Annotated in this window: 16 protein-coding genes and 1 tRNA gene; 8 read left to right on the forward strand and 9 right to left on the reverse strand. The window is 70.3% G+C overall.

Going from position 1 to position 19,995, the window contains the following annotated elements; translation table 11 throughout:
- Nucleotides 1-62 precede the first annotated feature (62 nt).
- From OG823_RS18540 to OG823_RS18555, 4 genes are all read right to left on the reverse strand, one after another.
- Nucleotides 63-3,518 carry a hypothetical protein gene (locus tag OG823_RS18540; RefSeq protein WP_371480707.1) on the reverse strand — a complete coding sequence of 1,152 codons (3,456 nt, stop codon included), beginning with the start codon at nucleotides 3,516-3,518 and terminating at the stop codon, nucleotides 63-65.
- Nucleotides 3,519-4,465: 947 nt separating this feature from the next.
- Nucleotides 4,466-4,539, reverse strand: a tRNA-Pro gene (locus OG823_RS18545).
- A gap of 136 nt (nucleotides 4,540-4,675) precedes the next feature.
- On the reverse strand, nucleotides 4,676-5,617 hold the full coding sequence (locus OG823_RS18550) for a metallophosphoesterase (protein WP_371480708.1): 942 nt from the start codon (nucleotides 5,615-5,617) through the stop codon (nucleotides 4,676-4,678).
- A gap of 120 nt (nucleotides 5,618-5,737) precedes the next feature.
- A complete protein-coding gene (locus OG823_RS18555) occupies nucleotides 5,738-6,997 on the reverse strand; it encodes an LAETG motif-containing sortase-dependent surface protein (protein WP_371480709.1) in 1,260 nt (419 codons plus the stop codon).
- 348 nt (nucleotides 6,998-7,345) lie between these two features.
- Between OG823_RS18555 and OG823_RS18560 the strand changes: the two genes are divergently transcribed.
- Complete coding sequence (locus tag OG823_RS18560) at nucleotides 7,346-7,798, forward strand: GatB/YqeY domain-containing protein (protein ID WP_371480710.1); 453 nt, start codon at nucleotides 7,346-7,348, stop codon at nucleotides 7,796-7,798.
- 130 nt (nucleotides 7,799-7,928) lie between these two features.
- Here the strand turns inward: OG823_RS18560 and OG823_RS18565 are convergent, their stop codons facing one another.
- Nucleotides 7,929-10,208, reverse strand: a complete 2,280-nt coding sequence (locus OG823_RS18565; protein WP_371480711.1) for a transglycosylase domain-containing protein — start codon at nucleotides 10,206-10,208, stop codon at nucleotides 7,929-7,931.
- 413 nt (nucleotides 10,209-10,621) lie between these two features.
- Here OG823_RS18565 and OG823_RS18570 point away from each other — a divergent pair, with 413 nt between their 5' ends.
- Nucleotides 10,622-10,945, forward strand: coding sequence for a WhiB family transcriptional regulator (locus OG823_RS18570; protein ID WP_033333275.1), 324 nt, complete (start codon nucleotides 10,622-10,624; stop codon nucleotides 10,943-10,945).
- A gap of 22 nt (nucleotides 10,946-10,967) precedes the next feature.
- Here the strand turns inward: OG823_RS18570 and OG823_RS18575 are convergent, their stop codons facing one another.
- Complete coding sequence (locus OG823_RS18575; RefSeq protein WP_371480712.1) at nucleotides 10,968-12,176, reverse strand: ArsA family ATPase; 1,209 nt, start codon at nucleotides 12,174-12,176, stop codon at nucleotides 10,968-10,970.
- On the reverse strand, nucleotides 12,173-13,207 hold the full coding sequence (locus OG823_RS18580) for an ArsA-related P-loop ATPase (protein ID WP_371484523.1): 1,035 nt from the start codon (nucleotides 13,205-13,207) through the stop codon (nucleotides 12,173-12,175). Before OG823_RS18580 ends, OG823_RS18575 begins: the two co-directional genes overlap by 4 nt.
- Nucleotides 13,208-13,567: 360 nt before the next feature.
- Between OG823_RS18580 and OG823_RS18585 the strand changes: the two genes are divergently transcribed.
- The 5 genes from OG823_RS18585 to OG823_RS18605 all read left to right on the forward strand — a co-directional run bounded on the left by OG823_RS18585 (nucleotide 13,568) and on the right by OG823_RS18605 (nucleotide 16,197).
- A complete protein-coding gene (locus tag OG823_RS18585) occupies nucleotides 13,568-13,723 on the forward strand; it encodes a DUF4177 domain-containing protein (protein ID WP_190211199.1) in 156 nt (51 codons plus the stop codon).
- Nucleotides 13,720-14,190, forward strand: a complete 471-nt coding sequence (locus tag OG823_RS18590) for a RidA family protein (protein WP_371480713.1) — start codon at nucleotides 13,720-13,722, stop codon at nucleotides 14,188-14,190. Before OG823_RS18585 ends, OG823_RS18590 begins: the two co-directional genes overlap by 4 nt.
- A gap of 108 nt (nucleotides 14,191-14,298) precedes the next feature.
- Nucleotides 14,299-15,201 carry an NUDIX hydrolase gene (locus OG823_RS18595; protein WP_371480714.1) on the forward strand — a complete coding sequence of 301 codons (903 nt, stop codon included), beginning with the start codon at nucleotides 14,299-14,301 and terminating at the stop codon, nucleotides 15,199-15,201.
- Complete coding sequence (locus OG823_RS18600) at nucleotides 15,188-15,379, forward strand: hypothetical protein (protein ID WP_371480715.1); 192 nt, start codon at nucleotides 15,188-15,190, stop codon at nucleotides 15,377-15,379. Before OG823_RS18595 ends, OG823_RS18600 begins: the two co-directional genes overlap by 14 nt.
- Entirely contained in the window at nucleotides 15,376-16,197 is an 822-nt protein-coding gene (locus tag OG823_RS18605; protein ID WP_371480716.1) for an MBL fold metallo-hydrolase, read from the forward strand. Before OG823_RS18600 ends, OG823_RS18605 begins: the two co-directional genes overlap by 4 nt.
- A 124-nt stretch (nucleotides 16,198-16,321) precedes the next feature.
- On the opposite strand, the gene OG823_RS18610 is transcribed toward OG823_RS18605, so the two are convergent.
- Together OG823_RS18610 and OG823_RS18615 are read right to left on the reverse strand one after the other, a co-directional pair.
- Entirely contained in the window at nucleotides 16,322-16,996 is a 675-nt protein-coding gene (locus OG823_RS18610; RefSeq protein ID WP_073924653.1) for a Crp/Fnr family transcriptional regulator, read from the reverse strand.
- 528 nt (nucleotides 16,997-17,524) lie between these two features.
- The gene (locus OG823_RS18615) at nucleotides 17,525-18,559 is read right to left on the reverse strand and encodes a LacI family DNA-binding transcriptional regulator (RefSeq protein WP_371480717.1); all 1,035 of its coding nucleotides are present in this window, start codon (nucleotides 18,557-18,559) and stop codon (nucleotides 17,525-17,527) included.
- 129 nt (nucleotides 18,560-18,688) lie between these two features.
- Between OG823_RS18615 and OG823_RS18620 the strand changes: the two genes are divergently transcribed.
- Nucleotides 18,689-19,993, forward strand: a complete 1,305-nt coding sequence (locus OG823_RS18620; RefSeq protein WP_371480718.1) for an ABC transporter substrate-binding protein — start codon at nucleotides 18,689-18,691, stop codon at nucleotides 19,991-19,993.
- Nucleotides 19,994-19,995: the final 2 nt, after the last annotated feature.

Genomic DNA, 19,995 nt, shown 5'->3' on the forward strand with positions numbered 1-19,995 from the left:
CCGCTGGACGGTACGGAGTAGGCCACCAGTTAGTGAACTTCGCATAGCTGGGTGCCTATTGTTCACCACGTTCGGTCGTCGGGAGGCAGGTCATGTCTCTCCCGGCGCATGCTGTGTTCGGCGGACTCGGCCAGCGCGCGGTAGAACTGCTCCTCCACACTGCCGCTAACGCAGTTGTCTGCTGATGTTGTGGCCCGAGCATGCTGCTCGACATCCTCGGCATACGGCTGGCCTGGCGTACCAGACCGCATCCCAGTGATGACGGCGGCGTGCAGGGCGCCTTGCAGTCTCGTCAGGGCTTCTTCTCCGAATTGGTCGGCTGAGCGCAGGCAACGGCCGACGAAGGCGAGGTCCCACACGAGTTCACGGGGGGCTTTGGCCAGGATTATCGCGACCACCTTCATCTTCGCCGGATCCGGAGCGTTCAGGTACTCGTCGATCACGTCGATGACCTGGGCGTCGAACGGTCCTGCAACGAGGGCGAAGACCTCGGCCCCCAAGTAACCTCTCCAGGCCGAGCCCGGGTCGGCGGCTAGCCATTCACGGATCTGCCGCAGCAGCGCTGGGAAGTCCTCGTGGTCGCGGAACGGGGGCGGTACCTGCCAGGCGAACGGAAGCGGAGAGTAGCCAGGTACTCGAGACTTCTCACAGGTTTCTACGCGCGCTTCGAGCAACTTGACGACACTGGCGGGTTCCGAGCGGGCGAGCTTTGCTAGGAACAACGCGATCTCGTAGCCCTCGACCGAGGGGGACGAGACCAGCGTTTCAAGAAGCGCTTCCTTCTGGGGAGCGGACAGATCCGACCATGCCAGCGAGCCAGAAGGAGGCCCTGCCAGCGCGAGAGCGAACTCGCCGAGGCCAGCTCCGTCTGACAGTGATGCTGTGAGCAGTTCGATGACCAATTCTTTGTTCTGTACGCTGATCCGACGAGCGGCGCCAAGGGCGGCGGCGCGTACGATGCGGTCCTCGTGTGCGGCCAGCTCGCGCAGTAGGCTCGGCTCACCGTTGAGTAGGTCGGGGCGGCCACGCTGGATGCCGAAGGCATGGGCTACCTCGCGCGCTAGCTCGACATTGCCGCTGGAGGCGAGTCGGTGGCCCCAGTGGACAGAGCGGTCGCCCGTGGCGTTTCCCATCGCGATCAGGGCGATTGACACCAACGGCACGAATGGGCCTGTCGGGTCGGCCAGGGCGCGTCCGCACAAGGCTTCTCCCACCGCAGGCCGCCGCGTGATCAGGTCCCAAATGAATGGGCGAGCCCGCCCGGCGTCCGTCCCGAACACGCTCCGCTCCTCGCTGAGCAGAGCATCGATACGGGCAATGACCTGCTCGTCTGTCCAGCTAGTGAGAGTGCCGGCAACGTCTGCGAACAGAGTTTCTTGTGCCTGAAGCCAATTCGATGGGCCTGGGGAGCTTTCAGGATCGGTCGGTCCGCCATGCAGCGCCCGAGCGAGTTCGTAATCGGGCGACTTGAGAGTTGGTGGGAGGACGCTCGCCGCAAGCTGACGAAGGTCGTCGGGGCCGTAATGCGCCAGCCATTGCAGCTCGCTGCGGATGGCGACGAGGATCGCTGGAGCCAACGTGTGATCGAGGACGTAGCGACCCAGTCGGGCGAGAACCTCAGCCAAGTGTGGAAGCCAGGGCTGTTGCATCTCGGGGGTCACGTTCAGCCCGAAACCGCCGCGAGGCAGCGTCAGGGCAGCGCCGATCAGGGTTACGGCCGCCGAGGCGCGCTCAAGTCGGTCGTGGCCCAGCTCAGCGAAGGCGACGTCCAGGACGCTGCGTCGCAAATCCAGGATCTCTGGTGTCGGCATTAGCACGTACGGACGGAAGGTCAGAGCACCTGGTGTCCATCGCTCATCGTGTCCGTCCGTGGCCAGCAGAGGAGCTAGCACTGCGAGGGGGGCATGGGCGGATGGGCCATCGGAGGTGCGCTTCAGCCAGCGCTCCACCTGGGCGATGAGAATCCGCTGATGGTTGGTCGGGCCCAGGCGGGTGAAGCCTGCGAGTCCTTCCAGGACTCGCAGCGGATGCTGAGGATGCTGGTTGGTCGCTCTTGTGTCGTCTCGCCCCAAATGCCATAGCAGACCTGCTGCCTGAGGAAGGAAGTCGGAATGATAGGCGACTGCCTGCAAGGCGGCTGGCAGCGCTTGCTGCACGTCGGTATCGGTGTATGTGTGTGTCAGCCCGAGCCCGATGTCGGCGGTGACCGGCTCGGCGGGGTGGTCGACTGCCCAGGCGGCCAGGTGAAGGGTCCGCCGAGGTTGGAAGAAGGCGACCTTCGCGAGCACCTCCAGGACGCTTACACGTCCGCGCGCGTCAGCAGCGTGAAAAACAGCGGTGATCTGTGCCCACAGCGGTTCGATCAACTCGGTGCCAGTACCGGTGGCGTTCTCCTGCCAGTCGACGCGGCCTGCGTTCACCACAAGGTTGCGCAGTGCGCTACCTTCGGCGGCTTCCATAGCTCGGATTAGGTAGCCAGTGGGGATCCCAGAGCTGCGGTGGCGGGTAGCCCGGAGCAGCAGCGCGTCACCAAGCAGGTCTGGCACCACGCGTACCGCGTCCTTGTGGTGCAGCAGCACCCCGGCCTCAGTCAGCGCTGACAGATGTGGCGCCATGCTGTCGAACGTCAGGCCGGTTAGGGCTTCTAGCGATGTCCGCACCTCAGGCTCCGCGAGATGGGCGGGTTGGTAGGCCGCTAGCGCGCACAGAAGATCCTGGCGCTCTGTCTTCGAGGTGGAGTCGACGGTCAGAGCGTCGGCAAGCCGATCGGTCAGCTCCGTGTGCAGCCGGTCATCACCTTCGAATGCCGTGGGGTCCAAGCTGCCGCGGTTGATTAGCTGGGCGCCAGTGACGATCAAGAGCGGGCAGTCCCGTGCTGCAGCAGCAAGGCGCTGCGCGTATTGCCGTGATGGTTCATCCAGAACCTCGTCAGCCAGGGCCGTAGCGTCTTCGAACTCAAGGTCCCCGATCTCGATCACGGGAGCCTCGCTTACGTGCACGCTGACACGGGCAAGCTCGCGGCGGGTGTGCGCCAGACCGTAAGGTCGGAGCGAGAGCAGCACGTTGGCGGCGCTGTTGACGCTCTGCACCCCGGCGATGAGTTTCCCCAATGGGAAAGTCCCGTTGTGCGCGTCGTCGACGATCACAAGCAACTTACCGGTACTCGGCAGCTGCTCAAACGTCTCCTGATTGACCTCGGCAAGCTGGTCCAGAACTCGTACGGCGACTGGATCCTGACTGTCATCCAGCGCCTCGCACAGCGAGGTAAGGATTTTGGTCTTGCCGGTTCCACCCCGGCCAACTAGCAGATTGACCTCTCCTTGCTTGTCCCTGGCGAACGAGACCAAGCTGCTGACGATCGGTGTGCGTCCGACGAGTCGCCAGCGATGCGTGTAGACCGCGCCCTTGTTCATCCGCTGCAGGTACTCGCCTGGCCCAAGCCAGGTTTCCGAACGCTGTGAGCTGGTGTAGTGGTGGTGTACGTCACCAAGGATGTTGTCGTGCGCGCCGGCCCCCACTACGCGATTGTTGTCCCCTTCGACATACGTGTCGGCCGTCTGCTCGGCTGCGGGGCCTTGGGGTCCTGTGCCTCGCGCAGATTTGCTTGACTCGCGAGGCTTCGGCTTGTTTCGGCGCCAGAACGGAGGCGGTGTCATGAGTGGTCGTGACCTTCGATCTCGTCGCCGAAATCGTTGTGGTGCGCACCGGTCCCCGCGACGCGGTTACGGCTGCCGTTTACGTCCGTGCCACCTCCTTCCAGCGGTGCTTCCTCAGCGGGAGATGGCAAAGACTTCTTAGGTCGGGCGGTTGGCGTACTCTTCCCGGCCCCGTTGCTTCGGTCACCGAAAGTGTTGTCGTGGGCAGCCGCTCCGGCAACTCGGTTGTCATGCCCGCTGACCGAAGTGTGGCCTGGCGCCGCCTTGTTCCTTCGACGCCCGAGCTCCCCGAATGCGCCAGTCACGACGGTTGCGAAGGCAGTGCAAACCACCCATCGGTTGGCGCCGTCTCGCGGATGCCCGAGCCAGGCGCATAGGCTCCAGGACAGGCCCAGCAGTACTACGAAAGCCACCGCGAGGATCCCGCAGCGGATCACCAAGTCGCGGTGTTGGCCTTGACGTTGCTCCGACATGAAGCCCCCCTCCTAGTTATGGGAGGACCCACCCTCCCACTGCCCGCGCTGCCTGATCCCGGTAGAACGAGGATGCTGCCACCAACCCGTTCCGCCGTCGGGTGAGCGATGAGGTCCTTGTGGTGCACTACAGCCGAGTTCCCGGCATCACCTAGCTTAGGCACTGCCTGTGACACGCGTCACCAGCGATTTCTGAGGTGCCTGTTGCGCCGTCAGCTGGGTGTGGGAGTCGCCTCTGCTGGCAGCCGCTGAGGTTTGCTGTGGTTGCTGTACTTCCGTGCTGGCACATACGTCAGAGGCCCTACCGGATTTCTCCGATAGGGCCTCTGACCTGGGTCGGGGTGGCGGGATTTGAACCCACGGCCTCTTCGTCCCGAACGAAGCGCGCTACCAAGCTGCGCCACACCCCGGTCCTGCTGTTGTTGCCTCCGTCTCCGGTGCAACGAGTAGAACTCTACCGGACGCTCGCCGGGAGACGAAATCCGATTCCCGGGCCGGTTCCGCAGCAGGTCGGAGCCGGGGGAGTGGGCCGGGCCGGCGGGTCGGTCAGCGGGTGGGGACGAGGGTGAGGAGGGTGGCCTCGGGCGGGCAGGCGAAGCGGACGGGGGTGTAACGGTTGGTTCCGCAGCCGGCCGAGACGTGGAGGTGGGAGACCCGGCCGCCGGCCTGGTGGGTGGAGAGGCCCTTGACCCGTTTGGCGTCCAGGTCGCAGTTGGTGACCAGGGCGCCGTAGAACGGGATGCAGAGCTGACCGCCATGGGTGTGACCCGCGAGGATCAGGGGGTAGCGGTCGGCGGTGAAGGCGTCGAGGACGCGCAGGTACGGGGCGTGGACGACGGCCAGCGAGAGGTCGGCGTCGGCGGACGGGCCGCCGGCCACCTCGGAGTAGCGGTCGCGGCGGATGTGCGGGTCGTCGAGGCCGGTGAACTCGAGGTCGAGGCCGCCGATCGGGAGTCGGCCGCGCGCGTTCGTGAGGTCCAGCCAGCCGGCTGCGTCGAAGCTGTCGCGCAGCTTCTCCCACGGGTTGTGGACGGCGCCGCTGATGCCGCGCTTCCCCGAGCCGTCCGGGTTGTTCAGGCCGTGGATGCCGCTGCGCATCGCCGAGAGGTAGCGTGCGGGGTTCTTGCGGGCCGGGCCGTAGTAGTCGTTGGAACCGAAGACGTAGACGCCGGGGAATTCCATCAGCGGGCCGAGCGCGTCGAGGGTGGCGGGGACACCGAGCGGGTCGGAGAGGTTGTCCCCGGTGTTCACGACGAGGTCGGGCCGCAGACCGGCGAGGCTCTTCAGCCAGCGCTGCTTCTTCTCCTGGCCGGTCACCATGTGGATGTCGGAGACCTGCAGCACCCGGATGGGCCGGGCGCCCTTCGGCAGAACAGGCACGTCGACCCGGCGCAGCCGGAACGAGCGGACCTCGTAGCCGGCGGAGTAGGCGAGGCAGGCGGCGCCGGTGGCGGCGATTCCGAGGGGGACGGAGTACAGCGGTCGCATCGGTCCATGCTCTCAGACGCTTGATCAGCCGGTGCACTGCCGGTCGGTCCCCGAGCACCTGCCCCCTCGGAGGCCCGGGCCCCGGACCTCCGGCGCCGGAGCGTGGCGGCCGCCCGGCAGTCAGGCGTTGCGACGCCGGCGGGCCAGCCAGAAGGCGCCGGCGCCGAAGGTCACCAGCGCGGCGGCGAGGGCCGCGATCAGCGGGGCGCTGCCCGCACCGGTGTGGGCGAGCTGGTCGGTGGACGGGGCGCCCGCGGTGTCCTCCTCGTCGGCGGCGGCGGCGGTCGGAGCAGGAGCGGTCGTGGCGGCCGTGGCGGTGGCCGAGGGCGACGCCGTGACCGGAGCCGTGGCGGTCGGCGAGGCGGTCGGGGCGGGCGAGGACGCGGCCGCCGTGATCTTCAGGTCGGTGCCGCGCTCGCACATGGTGGTCCCCACGAACGGCATGTCCACCCACTCGTTGACGAGCACGCACGGGGCGAGCGTGGTGGTGCCGACCGGGGTGTCGGCGGCGAACGAGACCCGCACCCGCGTGGTCGTGGTCGCACCGGCCCGGATGCCGGAGTCACGGCCCTCCAGGTAGAAGCCGGGGCGGTCCTCGGCATCCTTCCCGGACACCGGGGCCAGCGTGGCCCAGGTGCCGTCGGCCTTCCTGACCTGCACGGTCGCGTGCCTGTCGGCGAACAGGACGTTGCCGACGTTGACGTAGTCCGACGGGGTCGGGTTGGCCAGCACGGCGTCGAACTCGATGGGCGCGCCGCCCGCGACGGCGGTGGCGGGCACGCCGGCGAGCGCGGTGGAGACCGAGTCGACCTTGATCGTGCTGGTGTTCTCGGCGACGGTTTCGGCCGGGACGGAGACAGGCCGGGCGACCAGGGCCGAGTGCAGGCGGATCGATGCGAAGCCGCCGTTGGTGGCGCCGTGGTGCGGTGTGCCCAGCGGTGCGCCGATGCGCAGCTGCACGGTCCGCTGCCCGCCGGCCGGCACCGGGATGTCGCCCGGCACGGTGCCGCGCTGCTCGGTGTTCTCGGCGTCGGCGGGCGTCAGCGGAACGGACTTCCACGAGCCGTCTGCAGGGTCGCGGTAGTCGATGACCAGGCCGTTCGGCGGCGTGCCGGGACCGGTGACGGCGTCCAGGGCGAGACCGAAGGTCCCGCTCTCGGTGCCCGGGTTGGTGATCGTCTCGCTGAACGCGACCGGCCGGCCCGCGCCGCCGACCGAGGCCGGGGCCTGGACGGAGAGCTCGACCTTCGCCGGGGCCGCCTCGGCGGCCGGCGCCGTCGCGAGGGAGGAGCCGGCGGCCAGCAGGGCGCCGAGAGCGCCGGTTGCCACGGCGGCGGTGCGGGAGCGGCGGAGGCTGCGGTTCGTGGTGGTGGCGCTCATCGGGATCCCCCTGGGATTTCTGGCTGCGGGCATGCGTCAGCTGCGATCGGCGGTGCGGATGGGTGGCGCTGGGGCGGAGCGTGCTGTCTGCTCGGCGGTGGTGCTCGGCGGTGGTGCTCGGCGGTGGTGCTCGGCGGCCGGGTGTTCAGCGATGGTGCTCGGCGGCCGGGTGTTCAGCGATGGTGCTCGGCGGGTCCGAGGGGCGGTTTCCCACCGCTCACTCAAGTAGACGTGCGGCGGGCCCGGGGGTTGCAGGTGGTTCCCGAATTTCTTTCCCGGACGTCCGGCGGGCGGTCGGCGACCGCTTAATGCCGGGCGACGACGGGGCCGGAGTGCGAGACTCGGGGCATGACGACGCTCAAGGAGCAGCTGCACGAGGACCTCACGGCTGCCATCAGGACCAGGGACGAACTCGTCTCCTCCACCCTCCGACTCTCGCTGACCGCGATCACCAGCGAGGAGGTGGCGGGCGAGGAGAAGCGGGAGCTCTCGGACGACGAGGTCCTGAAGGTGCTCGCCCGGGAGGCGAAGAAGCGCCGTGAGGCGGCCGAGGCCTTCGCGAAGGCCGACCGGACGGAGTCGGCCGCGCGGGAGCGGGCCGAGGGCGAGGTGCTGGCGCGCTACCTGCCCCAGCAGCTCTCCGACGAGGAGTTGGCGACGATCGTCGCCGCCGCGGTGGCGCAGAGCGGGGCGAGCGGTCCGCAGGGGATCGGCGCGGTGATGAAGCTGGTGAAGCCGAAGGTGGACGGGCTGGCCGAGGGCGGCCGGGTGGCCGCCGCGGTACGGACCGCACTCTCCTGAGCCGGGCCACCGCTCACCGCCCGGGCCACCGCGCAGCGGTCCGTGGCCCGGCCTCCGCCCAGCAGTGACGCCGGAGGGCGCCTCCCCACCGGGGAGGCGCCCTCCGGCGTTGCACGGGTCCGTGCGGAGGTCAGTGGCCGCCGCCCCGGCCGCCGTTGTTGCCACCCGGGTTCCCGCCGATCAGGCCCGGCGGGAGGGTGAACCCGCCGCCGATCGCGCCCGGGTTGGCCGCGTCGCCGTTGGGCGGGGTGGCACCGGCGGTGGCGTTGGGGTCTGGCTTGGGGGCGGGGTCGGGGATGTTGACGGTCTGGAAGGTGTTCGACGGTGCGCCGTTGAGCGCCTGGTTCATCGCCATCTGCCAGATCGGTCCGGGGCCGTCGGCGCCGTGGACGGTGGCGTAGTAGTGGCCGCCGATGGTGATGTTGTTCATCTCGACGCCGCCGGCCGGGCCGCCGAGCCAGACCGCGGTGGCCAGCTGGGGGGTGTAGCCGTTGAACCAGGCGGCCTTCTTCTTGTCCGTGGTACCGGTCTTGCCGGCGATCTGCCGCCCGTCGTCGAGGCCGAGGGCGGAGCCGGTGCCCTTCTCGGTCACGCCGAGCAGGACGGTGTTGACGGCGTCCGCGGTGCTCTCGGACATCGCCTGGCTGCAGGTGCTGGTGGGGACCGGGACGTTCTTGCCGTCGACCGTGGTGATCTTGTTGATCGCGACCGGGGTGCAGTACTTGCCCCGGGCGGCGAAGGTGGCGTACGCGTTGGCCATGGTCAGCGGGCTCATCTCCTGAGCACCGAGGACCATCGACGGCACCTCCTCGAAGGCGGCGCCGCTGGCCTTCGAGGTGATGCCGAGCTTGTTGGCCATCTGCTTGATCGGGCAGAGGCCGACCTGCGCCTCCAGCTCGACGAAGTAGGTGTTGATGGACTTCGCCATCGCTTCCTTCAGCTCGTACGGGCCGACCTCGCTGGTGGACTCGTTCTGCACCGTGGCCTTGTCGCTGCGGGTGCTGTTCTTCCAGGTGCCTTCACAGGTCGACATCGTCGGGTAGTCGATCTTGTTCTCGGACGGGAACGCCTGGGTCAGCGACATCCCGGCCTCGACCGCCGCCGCGACCAGGATCGGCTTGAAGGTCGAGCCGGTCTGGAAGCCGTTGCCGCCGCCCATGGCGGCGTCCACGTTGAGGTTGACCACGGTCTGGTTCTTGTTCGGGTCCAGTCCGTACGGGCGGGTCTGTGCCATCGCCAGGATCTTGCCGGTGCCGGGCTCCATCATGGTGGCGGCGGCCGAGACGGTGTCGGTGACCTTCACCTTCTTGGTCACGGCGTTCTGCGCGGCGGCCTGCTTGTCCGGGTCCAGGGTGGTGTAGATGTTCAGGCCGCCCTGGTCCCAGAGCTTCTTGCGGTCGGCCGCGGTCTTGCCGAAGGCCGGGTCCTGCTTGACCACGTGCCGGACGTAGTCGCAGAAGAAGCCCATCCCGGTGTTGGCGGTGATGCAGCCGTTCTGCGGGTCCTTGTAGGCCAGGCCGAGCGGGGCGGCCTTGGCGTCCTTGGCCTGGTCCGCCGTGATGTGCTTGTTCTCCAGCATCTTGTCGATGACCACGTTGCGGCGCTTGACCGTGGCCTCGGGGAAGCGGATCGGGTCGAAGGCGGAGGGGTTCTGCACCATGCCGGCCAGGGTGGCGGCCTCGGGGACGGTGAGGTCCTTGTTGCTCTTGCTGAAGTAGCGCTGGGAGGCGGCCTCGACGCCGTACGCCTGGTGCCCGTAGAACGTGATGTTGAGGTAGTTGGTGAGGATCTGGTCCTTGGTCAGGTCCTCCTCCAGCTTGATGGCGTACTTCAGCTCCTGGATCTTGCGGCCCAGGGTCTTGCGCTGCGCCTCCTGGACGGCGGCCACGTCGTCGCCGGCCTTCTCGACGTTGACGTTCTTCACGTACTGCTGGGTGAGCGTCGAGGCGCCCTGGGCGGTGGTGCCGCTCTCGGCGTTCTTGCTGACCGCGCGGAGCACGCCCTTGAGGTCGACGGCGCCGTGCTCGTAGAAGCGCGCGTCCTCGATGTCGACCTGGGCCTGGCGCATGATCGGCGCCATCTGCTCCGCGGTCAGCACCGTCCGGTCGCGTTCGTACACCTTGGCGATCAGGCCGCCCTTGGCGTCGAAGATCTGGGTCGCCTGGGTGAGCGGCGGCGCCTTGAAGTCGTCCGGGATGTCGTCGAAGCTCTCCGCGGTGTTCTTGGCGGTCAGCCCGAGCGCGCCGACGGCGGGCAGTGCCATGCCCGCCAGCAGGACGCCGGCCAGCACGCTGACACCCAGGAACTTCACTCCGAGTCCCGCTTTGTCGAGCGGTGAGCTGCGGCGTTCGCCGTCAGGAGATTCTGGGTTGCCGGGGCGCTGGGGGGCCATGGGGCGCTGCGGTGCCATGGGGAGAACACTACGTCTCCGAATACCGCACATGGGGGCAGGTGTTCGCCTAGGCTTGTCACAAGCTTGCGACAGCTTCGCTGTGTGAGCATTCATCACTCGTGTGAGTGATGAGATTTGCCCGAATTGACCCCTTCTGGGGCAGTTGATGCGGGCGCTGCGCCGCTGGTTCGGTGACACTCCGTGTCGACCCGCGTGGCGAGAGTTGCCAGTGTGGCCTTGGCAAGGGCTGCGACCTGCGATCACTCCAACGAGTGAGCTAACCGGTACCCATAGTCCGATCGGGTCATTCGAGATTGGGCCCGAAGGGGCTGTTGCAACCTGCCGTTCTTCCGTAACGTCCTCAACTGGCAACGGTGAATATGCCGTTGCCGCCGTGGGGGAGCCTCGATTCGGGAGAGGACGGCGCCGGCATGGGCTGGGTAGACGACTGGAGTGCGCAGGCAGCCTGCCGCACTAGCGATCCGGACGAGTTGTTCGTCCAGGGGGCGGCGCAGAATCGCGCCAAGGCGGTGTGCAGCGGGTGTCCCGTGCGCACCGAGTGCCTGGCGGACGCACTCGACAACCGGGTGGAGTTCGGGGTCTGGGGGGGCATGACCGAGCGCGAGCGCAGGGCGTTGCTGCGCCGACGGCCGACGGTGATGTCGTGGCGGCGGTTGTTGGAGACGGCGCGCACCGAGTACGAGGAGTCCCTCGCCACCGGTGTGATCCTCACCGACTACGCGCAGGCGGGCTGAGCGGGCCTCCGGGCCCGGCAGGTCAGCCCGTCGCACCGCCGAGGCGGTCGCCGACGGTGCGCAGCCCGTCCAGGTCGTGGACGTCCCCGGGGAGGGCGGCCACCTCGACGATGGGCACGTCCGGGTACACCGAGACGAAGCGGTCCCGGGTCCGTCGCTCCCGGGACATGATCTGCATCCGCTCGGCGTGCAGCCGCAGCAGTCCGGCCGCGAGGAGTTCGGCCTCGGGGGAGGCGGTCTCCGACCCGTTCTCCTCCAGGGCCTCGGCGGCGGCCAGCGCGCGCTCGGCGGTGAGCTGCGGCGCGCCGCTGCTGTGCACCCGGTTGAGTACCAGGCCGGCCAGCGGCATCCGGTCCGCCTCCAGCCGGTCGACGAAGTACGCGGCCTCGCGCAGCGCGTCCCGCTCCGGCGCGGCGACCACCAGGAACGCCGTGCCGGGCGCCTTGAGCAGCTGGTACGTGCGGTCGGCGCGCTCGCGGAAGCCGCCGAACATCGAGTCCGTGGCGCTGACGAAGGTCTGCACGTCGGTGAGCAGCTGGGCGCCGAAGATCTTGCCCAGGGTGCCGGTGATCAGCCCCATGCCGACGTTCAGGAACTTCATCGCGCTCCGGCCGCCGACCTTGGCGGGGGCGGACAGCAGCCGGATCACCCGGCCGTCGAGGAAGGACCCGAGCCGGTTCGGCGCGTCCAGGAAGTCCAGCGCCGACCGGGACGGCGGGGTGTCGACGACGATGAGGTCCCACTCGCCGGCGTCCCGCAGCTGGCCCAGCTTCTCCATGGCCATGTACTCCTGCGTGCCCGCGAAGCCGGCCGACAGGGACTGGTAGAACGGGTTGTCCATGATCGCCTTGGCCCGTTCGGGCTCAGCGTGGGCGAGCACGACCTCGTCGAAGGTCCGCTTCATGTCCAGCATCATGGCCTGCAGTTCGCCGTCACCGTTGACGCCCTTGACCACCCGCGGGGTGTTGTCCAGCTCGGTGAGGCCCATCGACTGGGCGAGCCGGCGGGCCGGGTCGATGGTCAGCACGACCACCTTCCGGCCGCGCTCCGCCGCCCGCAGGCCGATCGCCGCCGCCGTGGTGGTCTTGCCGACGCCGCCGGAGCCGCAGCAGACCACGATCCGGGTCGCCGGGTCGTCGATCAGCCGGTCGACCGCCAGTTCCCTGCCACCCTTCACGCCGCTCCCACTCCTCGCAGTGCCGGCCTGGTGGCCCTTCGCGCCGCCGCTCATGCCGCCCCCTGCCGCTTGAGCTCGCCGGCCAGCCGGTAGAGGCCGCCGAGGTCCACACCCTCACCGAGCAGCGGGAGCTCGTACGTCGGCAGCTTCAGGTGCTGCAGGTCGGCCCGCTGGTCGCGTTCCAGCTCGACCCGCTCGGCGTGCTCGCGGGCCTGGTCCAGCAGCGGTTCGATCAGCGGTTCCACCGCCGCCCGTACGGCGGCCCCGGTCCGGGCGCGCCCGCCCAGCCCGGCCTCGCCGAGTGCGACGGCGACCTCCTCGCGGTGGTCCCCGTCCACGGCGGCCACCGCCGCGGCGTCCAGTATCGGCGGGCGGACCATGTTCACCACGACCCCGCCCACCGGCAGCTGCGCCTCGCGCAGTTCGGCGAAGCCGTCGACCGTCTCCTGGACGGGCATCTCCTCCAGCAGGGTGACCAGGTGCACCGCCGTCTCCGGCGACCTCAGCACTCGCATCACCGCTTGCGCCTGGGAGTGGATCGGGCCGAACCTGGCCAGCCCGGCGACCTCGGAGTTGACGTTCAGGAACCTGGTGAGCCGCCCGGTCGGCGGCGCGTCCATCACGATCGCGTCGTACGCGCGCCGGCCGTCGGGCCCCTTGCGGCGCGCGGCCTCGCAGGCCTTGCCGGTCAGCAGGACGTCGCGCACGCCCGGCGCGATGGTGGTCGCGAAGTCGACGAAGCCGACCTTCTGCAGGGCCTTTCCGGCCCGGCCGAGCTTGTAGAACATGTCGAGGTACTCCAGCAGCGCCTGCTCGGTGTCGATCGCCAGCGCGAACACCTCCCCGCCGCCGCGCGTGGGTCCGCGCCCGTCCGGGGCCAGCCCGAGCTGGGCGCGCGAGACGGAGGCGATCCGGCGCTCCTCGTACGGCAGTGCGGCGATGCCGAACAGCTCGGCGATGCCCTGCCGGCCCTCCACCTCGATCAGCAGGGTCCGGCCGCCCTCGGCCGCCAGCGCGAGGGCGAGCGCGGCCGCGACGGTCGTCTTGCCGGTGCCGCCCTTGCCACTGACCACGTGCAGCCGCACGCCCTCCCAGTCGTTGCCGGTGCGTGCTCCGTCGGCCGCCGCCGCGGCCTCCCGCGCCGCAGAGTCGGCCGGGGCGTCGGCCCCGCGTACGCCCGGGGCCCCGCCCGGCTCGCGCCGGTCCGCCTGGTCGGGGGTGCGTGCCACGCTCCGTCTCCGTCCGTTCCGAGGGCCGGCACCCGCGAGGGTGCCCTCCCGCGAGAGTAACCAGAGGCCGCGCCGGATGCCGGGAGCATCGGGGAGGCCGGGCCTGATTCATGCCCCCTTTGTGTCCCACCTCACACCCTCCCGCCCCCGCCGTCCTCGCTCCCGACGCGCCCGGCACGGCGGCCGGGGCCCCGTCCGCTCGTCTAGAGTCAGCCCATGACCAAGTGGGAATACGTAACCGTGCCGCTGCTCGTCCACGCCACCAAGCAGATCCTCGACAACTGGGGCCAGGACGGCTGGGAGCTCGTCCAGGTCGTGCCGGGCCCGAACCCGGAGCAGCTGGTGGCCTACCTCAAGCGGGAGAAGGCATGAGTCAGGTCGAGAGCCGGCTGGCCGAGCTGGGCCTGACCGTGCCCGAGGTCGCCGCGCCGGTCGCCGCGTACGTGCCGGCCGTGCGGTCGGGCGAGTACGTCTTCACCTCCGGCCAGCTGCCGATGGTCGCGGGCAAGCTCCGGACCACGGGCAAGGTCGGCGCCGAGGTCACCCCGGAGGAGGCCAAGGCGCTCGCGCAGATCTGCGCGCTGAACGCGCTCGCGGCCGTGAAGTCCGTGATCGGTGACCTGGACCGGATCGAGCAGGTCGTCAAGGTGGTGGGCTTCGTCGCCTCCGCCGCCGACTTCACCGGCCAGCCCGCCGTGGTGAACGGCGCGAGCGAGCTGCTCGGGCAGGCGCTCGGCGCGGCCGGCGTGCACGCCCGCAGCGCGGTCGGCGTCGCGGTGCTGCCGCTGGACGCCCCGGTCGAGGTCGAGCTCCAGGTGCGGCTGAAGCCGCAGGTCTGAGGCATTTTCTCCGCCGCGGGCGCCGCGCTGTCGGCCCACGGCGAAACCGCTCGGATCGGCGGGGTTGGGCTCTGTCCAACCCCGCCTTCCGCTGCGTAGCATCCGGTCATGGACCAGCAGGCGAAGACGCTTCCGATGCCGCCGTCCTGGCCTGCCCGGATCCGGGCGGTGCTGGCCGGCGAGGTGACCCCCCCGGTGCCCAGGCCGTCCGCCACGGTCGTGCTGCTGCGGGACGGCGCCGACGGAGCCGCCGGCGAGGGCCCGCAGGCGTACCTGCTGCGCCGCCGTACCTCGATGGCGTTCGCCGGCGGGATGTACGCCTACCCGGGCGGCGGGGTGGACCCCAGGGACGCCGAGGCCGAGATCGGCTGGGCCGGCCCGAGCCCGCGGGAGTGGGCCGAGCGGCTCGGCGTGGACGCGGCCACGGCGCAGGCGGTGGTCTGCGCGGCCGTCCGGGAGACCTTCGAGGAGGCCGGTGTGCTGCTGGCCGGTCCGGACGCCGGGAGCACGGCGCCGCCGCGCGACTGGAGCGCCGAGCGGGCCGCCCTGGAGGCGCACGAGCTCTCCTTCGCCGACTTCCTCCGGGCGCACGGCCTGGTGCTGCGCAGTGATCTGCTGGCCGGCTGGGCCCGCTGGGTCACCCCGGCCTTCGAGGAGCGGCGCTACGACACCTGGTTCTTCGTCGCCGTGCTGCCGCCCGGCCAGAGCGCCGCCGTGGAGGTGGGCGAGGCCGACCGGGTCGCCTGGCTCACTCCGGCCGAGGCCGTGCGCGGCCACCGGGAGGGCCGGTACGGCATGCTGCCGCCGACCGTCACGGTGCTGCGCGAACTGCTGCCGCTGCGCACGGCGGCCCAAGCCCTGTCCGCGGCGACCGGCCGCGGACTGGACCCGATCCTCGGCGAGGCCGAGGTGGCGGGTGATCGAATGACGGTGCGATGGTCAGGGTATGAAGAGCTGACCATCGACGGACACTACCCCCAGGAAGGACCTTCGCCCGATGACTCACAATGACGTGGATCGCCGGACGGCATCCGAGCTGCCCGCCCGAACGCTGACCTCCCACACCCTGACGCCCCGTACGCTCGCCCGCGACAGCGGCGGCCGCTACGGCGAGGAGCCCTGGCTGCGCCCGCTGACGCGCTCCCTCCCCGCGCGACTGCTGCATCGCAGCTGCGAGGGCGGCCGGTGAGCGGTCTCATCCCGGGTGACCCCGCCGCCGGCATCGGCGGCGAGGCCACCCCCCGGGCACACTGCGTGCTGGCGCCGAACCCGTCACCGATGACGCTGGACGGCACCAACACCTGGCTGCTCGCCGAGCCCGGCTCGGACCTGGCCGTGGTCGTCGACCCCGGCCCGCTCGACGAGGCGCACCTGCGCCACGTCATCGCGACCGCCGAGAGCCAGGGCCGGCGCGTGGCGCTCACCCTGCTCACCCACGGCCACGCCGACCACGCCGAGGGCGCGGCCCGCTTCGCCGAGCTGACCGGCAGCAAGGTCCGGGCACTGGATCCGGCGCACCGCCTCGGGGACGAGGGCCTGCGGCACGGGGAGCGCCTGGAGGTCGGGGACCTGGACCTGCGGGTGGTCGGCACCCCCGGCCACACCTCCGACTCGCTCACCTTCCACCTGCCCGCCGACGGCGCCGTCCTGACCGGCGACACCGTGCTCGGCCGCGGCACCACGATGGTCGCGCACCCGGACGGGCAGCTCGGGGACTACCTCGACTCGCTGCGCCGCCTGCACACCATGGCGTCCGAGCACGGCGTACGCACGGTGCTGCCGGGCCACGGCCCGGTGCTCGCGGACGCGCTCGGCGTGGTGGAGTACTACCTCGCCCACCGGGCGCACCGCCTCGCCCAGGTGGAGACGGCGGTGGAGGCCGGCTGCCGGACCGCGGCCGAGGTGGTGGCCCGGGTCTACGCCGACGTGGACCGCGCGCTGTGGCCGGCCGCCGAGCTCTCGGTCCGCGCTCAGCTGCGCTACCTGGAGAACCACGGGCTGATCTGACGGCCCGCGCCCGGCCGCGACAGCGGGCCGCTCTCCTCCCGCCGGTGCTGCCGGCTGCCGACCGCCCGCGGGCACGGCCGAGGGCCCGTCCGCCGGTGGCGTACGGGCCCTCGGCGGAGCGACGTCAGCGCGAGCGCCGGGACAGCCGCTCGACGTCCATCAGGACCACCGCGCGGGCCTCCAGCTTCAGCCAGCCGCGGCCGGCGAAGTCGGCGAGTGCCTTGTTGACCGTCTCACGGGAGGCGCCGACCAGCTGGGCCAGCTCCTCCTGGGTGAGGTCGTGCGCGACGTGGATGCCCTCGTCGGACGGCACGCCGAACCGGCGCGAGAGGTCCAGCAGCGCCTTGGCCACCCGGCCGGGCACGTCCGAGAACACCAGGTCGGACATCACGTCGTTGGTCCGGCGCAGCCGGCGGGCGATCGCCCGCAGCAGCGCGATCGAGACCTCGGGACGGGCGTGCAGCCAGGGCTGGAGGTCGCCGTGGCCCAGGCCCAGCAGCTTGACCTCGGTGAGCGCGCTCGCCGTGGCGGTGCGCGGCCCCGGGTCGAAGAGCGACAGCTCGCCGATCATCTCGCTCGGGCCGAGCACGGCGAGCATGTTCTCGCGGCCGTCCGGGGAGGCGCGGTGCAGCTTGACCTTGCCCTCGGCGACCACATAGAGCCGGTCGCCCGGGTCGCCCTCGTGGAACAGGGACTCACCTCGGGCGAGAGTCACCTCGGTCATGGAAGCGCGCAGCTCGCCGGCCTGCTCGTCGTCGAGTGCCGCGAAGAGTGCGGCGCGCCGCAGAACGTCGTCCACGTGCTTCCTCCTTCTCGGCCGTCCGTCCGTGGGGCGGGCGGCGCAAGTCCGTACCGTGCTCTGCATCACCAAGCATGGCGCATGTCGCTCCGATCATATGAGGAGGGGGTGCGCCGCGGAGCACCGTACGGGGCCATTCGTACTCATCGGTCACCTCGGCGCCGCTGGTCGCAGCGGGCGGGCCGGGGTCCGGAACGCGTTCCGGCGGGCCTCGGCGGCGCCGGCCGGCACGGGCGCCGCCGCTCCTGGGGGCCGGGACGGCGGCTGAAACATCCCGGAGTACGATCCGGCATTTTTCGGACATGGCGGGCTCGCGGCGGGTTCGCGACCGGGCTCAAGGCGGGTTCGCGGGCGGGCTCACGGCGGGGCTCACGGTCGGGGGCGAGGCCGGGGCGCTCCCGCCGGCAGTGGGTCCGCCCGGGGTCCGCCGTGGTGTACGGCGCACGGCGGACCGCGCTGCGTCGCCCGGTCCGGAGCGGTGCGTCGCCCGGCCCGCGGCGACCGGGTGCGGCCGTGTCCGACGCGGCGTCAGACGTCCTGCGGCGGCGGCGCGGTGCTCTTTCGGACGACCAGACTGGTGGCCAGTTCCAGGCGGCTGGCCGTGGTCCCGTCGGCGCGCAACCGGAGCAGCATCTGCGCGGCCTCCTCCGCCATCTGCCGCAGTGGCTGGTGCACGGTGGTGAGTGCCGGGCTGGTCCACTGGGCGATCGCGACGTCGTCGTAGCCGACGACCGAGAGGTCCCGGGGCACCTGGAGGCCGTGCACCCGCGCCGCCTCCAGAACACCCAGGGCCTGCAGGTCGCTACCGGCGAAGACGGCGGTCGGGCGGTCGGGCCGGCCGAGCATCTCCATCGCGCGCTGGTAGCCGCCCTCCACATGGAAGTCACCGAAGGCGACCAGCCCGGGATCGACCTCCAGGCCGGCCATGCTCATGGCCGAGCGGAAGCCGTCCAGGCGGGCGAGCGAGCAGAGCATGTCGCCCGGACCGCTGATGATCGCGATCCGCCGGTGCCCGCACTCGATCAGATGCCGGGTCGCGGCGAGCCCGCCGGACCAGTTCGCCGACCCCACGGAGGGGACGTCCGGCTCCGGATCGCCCGCCGGATCGATGATCACGAACGGGATGGCACGTGACCTGAGCTGCTGTTTGAACTCCAGTGGCAGGGCCGAGAAGACCAGCACCACGCCGAGCGGGCGACGCCGCAGCACGCCCTCGATCCACTCGGGGCCGGGGGAGTGCCGAGTGCCGCTCTCGGTCAGCACCACGCTGGCGCCGTTCTCCTTGGCGACGTTCTCGACGCCCCGGATCAACTCCATCGCCCAGAGGCTGTCGAGCTCGTGGAAGACCAGCTCGATGAGTGGCGCCTCACCTGCGGATTTGGCCGACCGTCGGTAGCCGTGGATCTCCAGCAGCTCCTCGACCCGGGTACGGGTCGGCCGGGCGACGTCCTGCCTGCCGTTGAGAACTTTCGAAACTGTGGAGACGGAAACGCCGGCCTGCTCCGCCACCTGGGCCAGGGTCACGCGCCCCGGCTCCTCGTCTTCGCGCATGCCGTGCAGCATAGGCCACCCGGACGGGTCACGCTTTGGTAACCCCGTCCGGGAGGGTTGACCCTCCCCGCGAGGGGTCTTAGCGTCGCAGCGCACAGATAGTTTCGAAGATGTAGCCGAAACATTTCGAAAGGCACTGCGATGAAGAGACAAGCGCAGCTCTCCCGTGTCGCCGCCGGCAGCGTGGCCGTCCTGCTCGGGCTGGCCCTGACGGCCTGCGGCAGCGGGAGCGGTTCGGCCTCCGGCGGTGGAGACAAGATCCACATCCTGGTCTACGGGGACGCCTCCAACAAGGTCGAGACCCAGATCGTCGACACCTTCAACAAGACCTCGAAGGTCAAGGCGGTCCTCGACACCGTCCCCGGTGCGGACTACCAGGGGAAGCTCCAGACGGTCATCAGCACCAAGCAGGCCCCGGACGTCTTCTTCAACTGGGGCGGCGGCAGCATCGCGCCCTTCGTCAAGGCGGGCCTGCTGCTCCCGCTGGACGACATGATCCAGCAGGACCCGGCGCTGAAGAGCGACTTCCTGCCGTCGGTGTTCAACAGCGCGGTGATCGACGGCAAGGCGTACGGCATCCCGATGCGCGGCACCCAGCCCGTCATGCTGTTCAACAACAAGAAGGTGCTCGCCGACGCCGGCGTCTCCGAGCCGAAGACCTGGGACGAGCTGCTGAGCGCGGTGCAGGCCCTCAAGGCCCACGGCGTCACCCCGATCGCACTGGGCGGCGGTGACCAGTGGCCCACCCTGATGTGGTTCGAGTACCTCTTCGACCGTGTCGCCGGCCCCGGCCTGTTCGAGAAGGCGCTCGGCGGCGACAAGAGCGCCTGGGCCGGCGAGGACAGCAAGAAGGCGCTCGGCATGCTCAAGCAGCTGGTCGACGCCGGTGCGTTCGGCACCAACTTCGACTCGGTGAAGTACACCGACGGCGGTTCGCCCGCCCTGCTGGCGCGCGGCAAGGCCGGCTTCGAGCTGATGGGCTCCTGGGAGTACTCCACCCAGCAGGACGCCAGCCCCGACTTCGCCAAGTCCGAGCTCGGCTACAGCTCCTTCCCGACGGTCACCGGCGGCAAGGGCGACCCGGGCGCGCTGGTCGGCAACACCAACAACTTCTACTCGGTGCTGAAGAAGACCAAGCACCCCGAGGCCGTGGCGGAGTTCCTGAAGCTCCAGTACTCGGACGACTTCGTCAAGGCGCAGCTGGCCATCGGCAACCTGCCGACCACCACCAACACCCTGGACTTCGTCGCCGCGGCAGCCAACCCGGACTACTCGAAGTTCCAGTTCGACCTGGTGAAGCAGGCCTCGACGTTCCAGCTCTCCTGGGACCAGGCCTACCCGCAGACCGCCTCCACCCCCATGCACCAGGCCGTGCAGCAGTTCTTCAACGGGCAGATGGACGCCGACGCCTTCATCAAGGCCATGCAGGCCCTGCCGACCTCCTGAGC

Source organism: Kitasatospora sp. NBC_00315 (genome assembly GCF_041435095.1).
In the GTDB taxonomy this organism is placed as follows: Bacteria; Actinomycetota; Actinomycetes; order Streptomycetales; family Streptomycetaceae; genus Kitasatospora.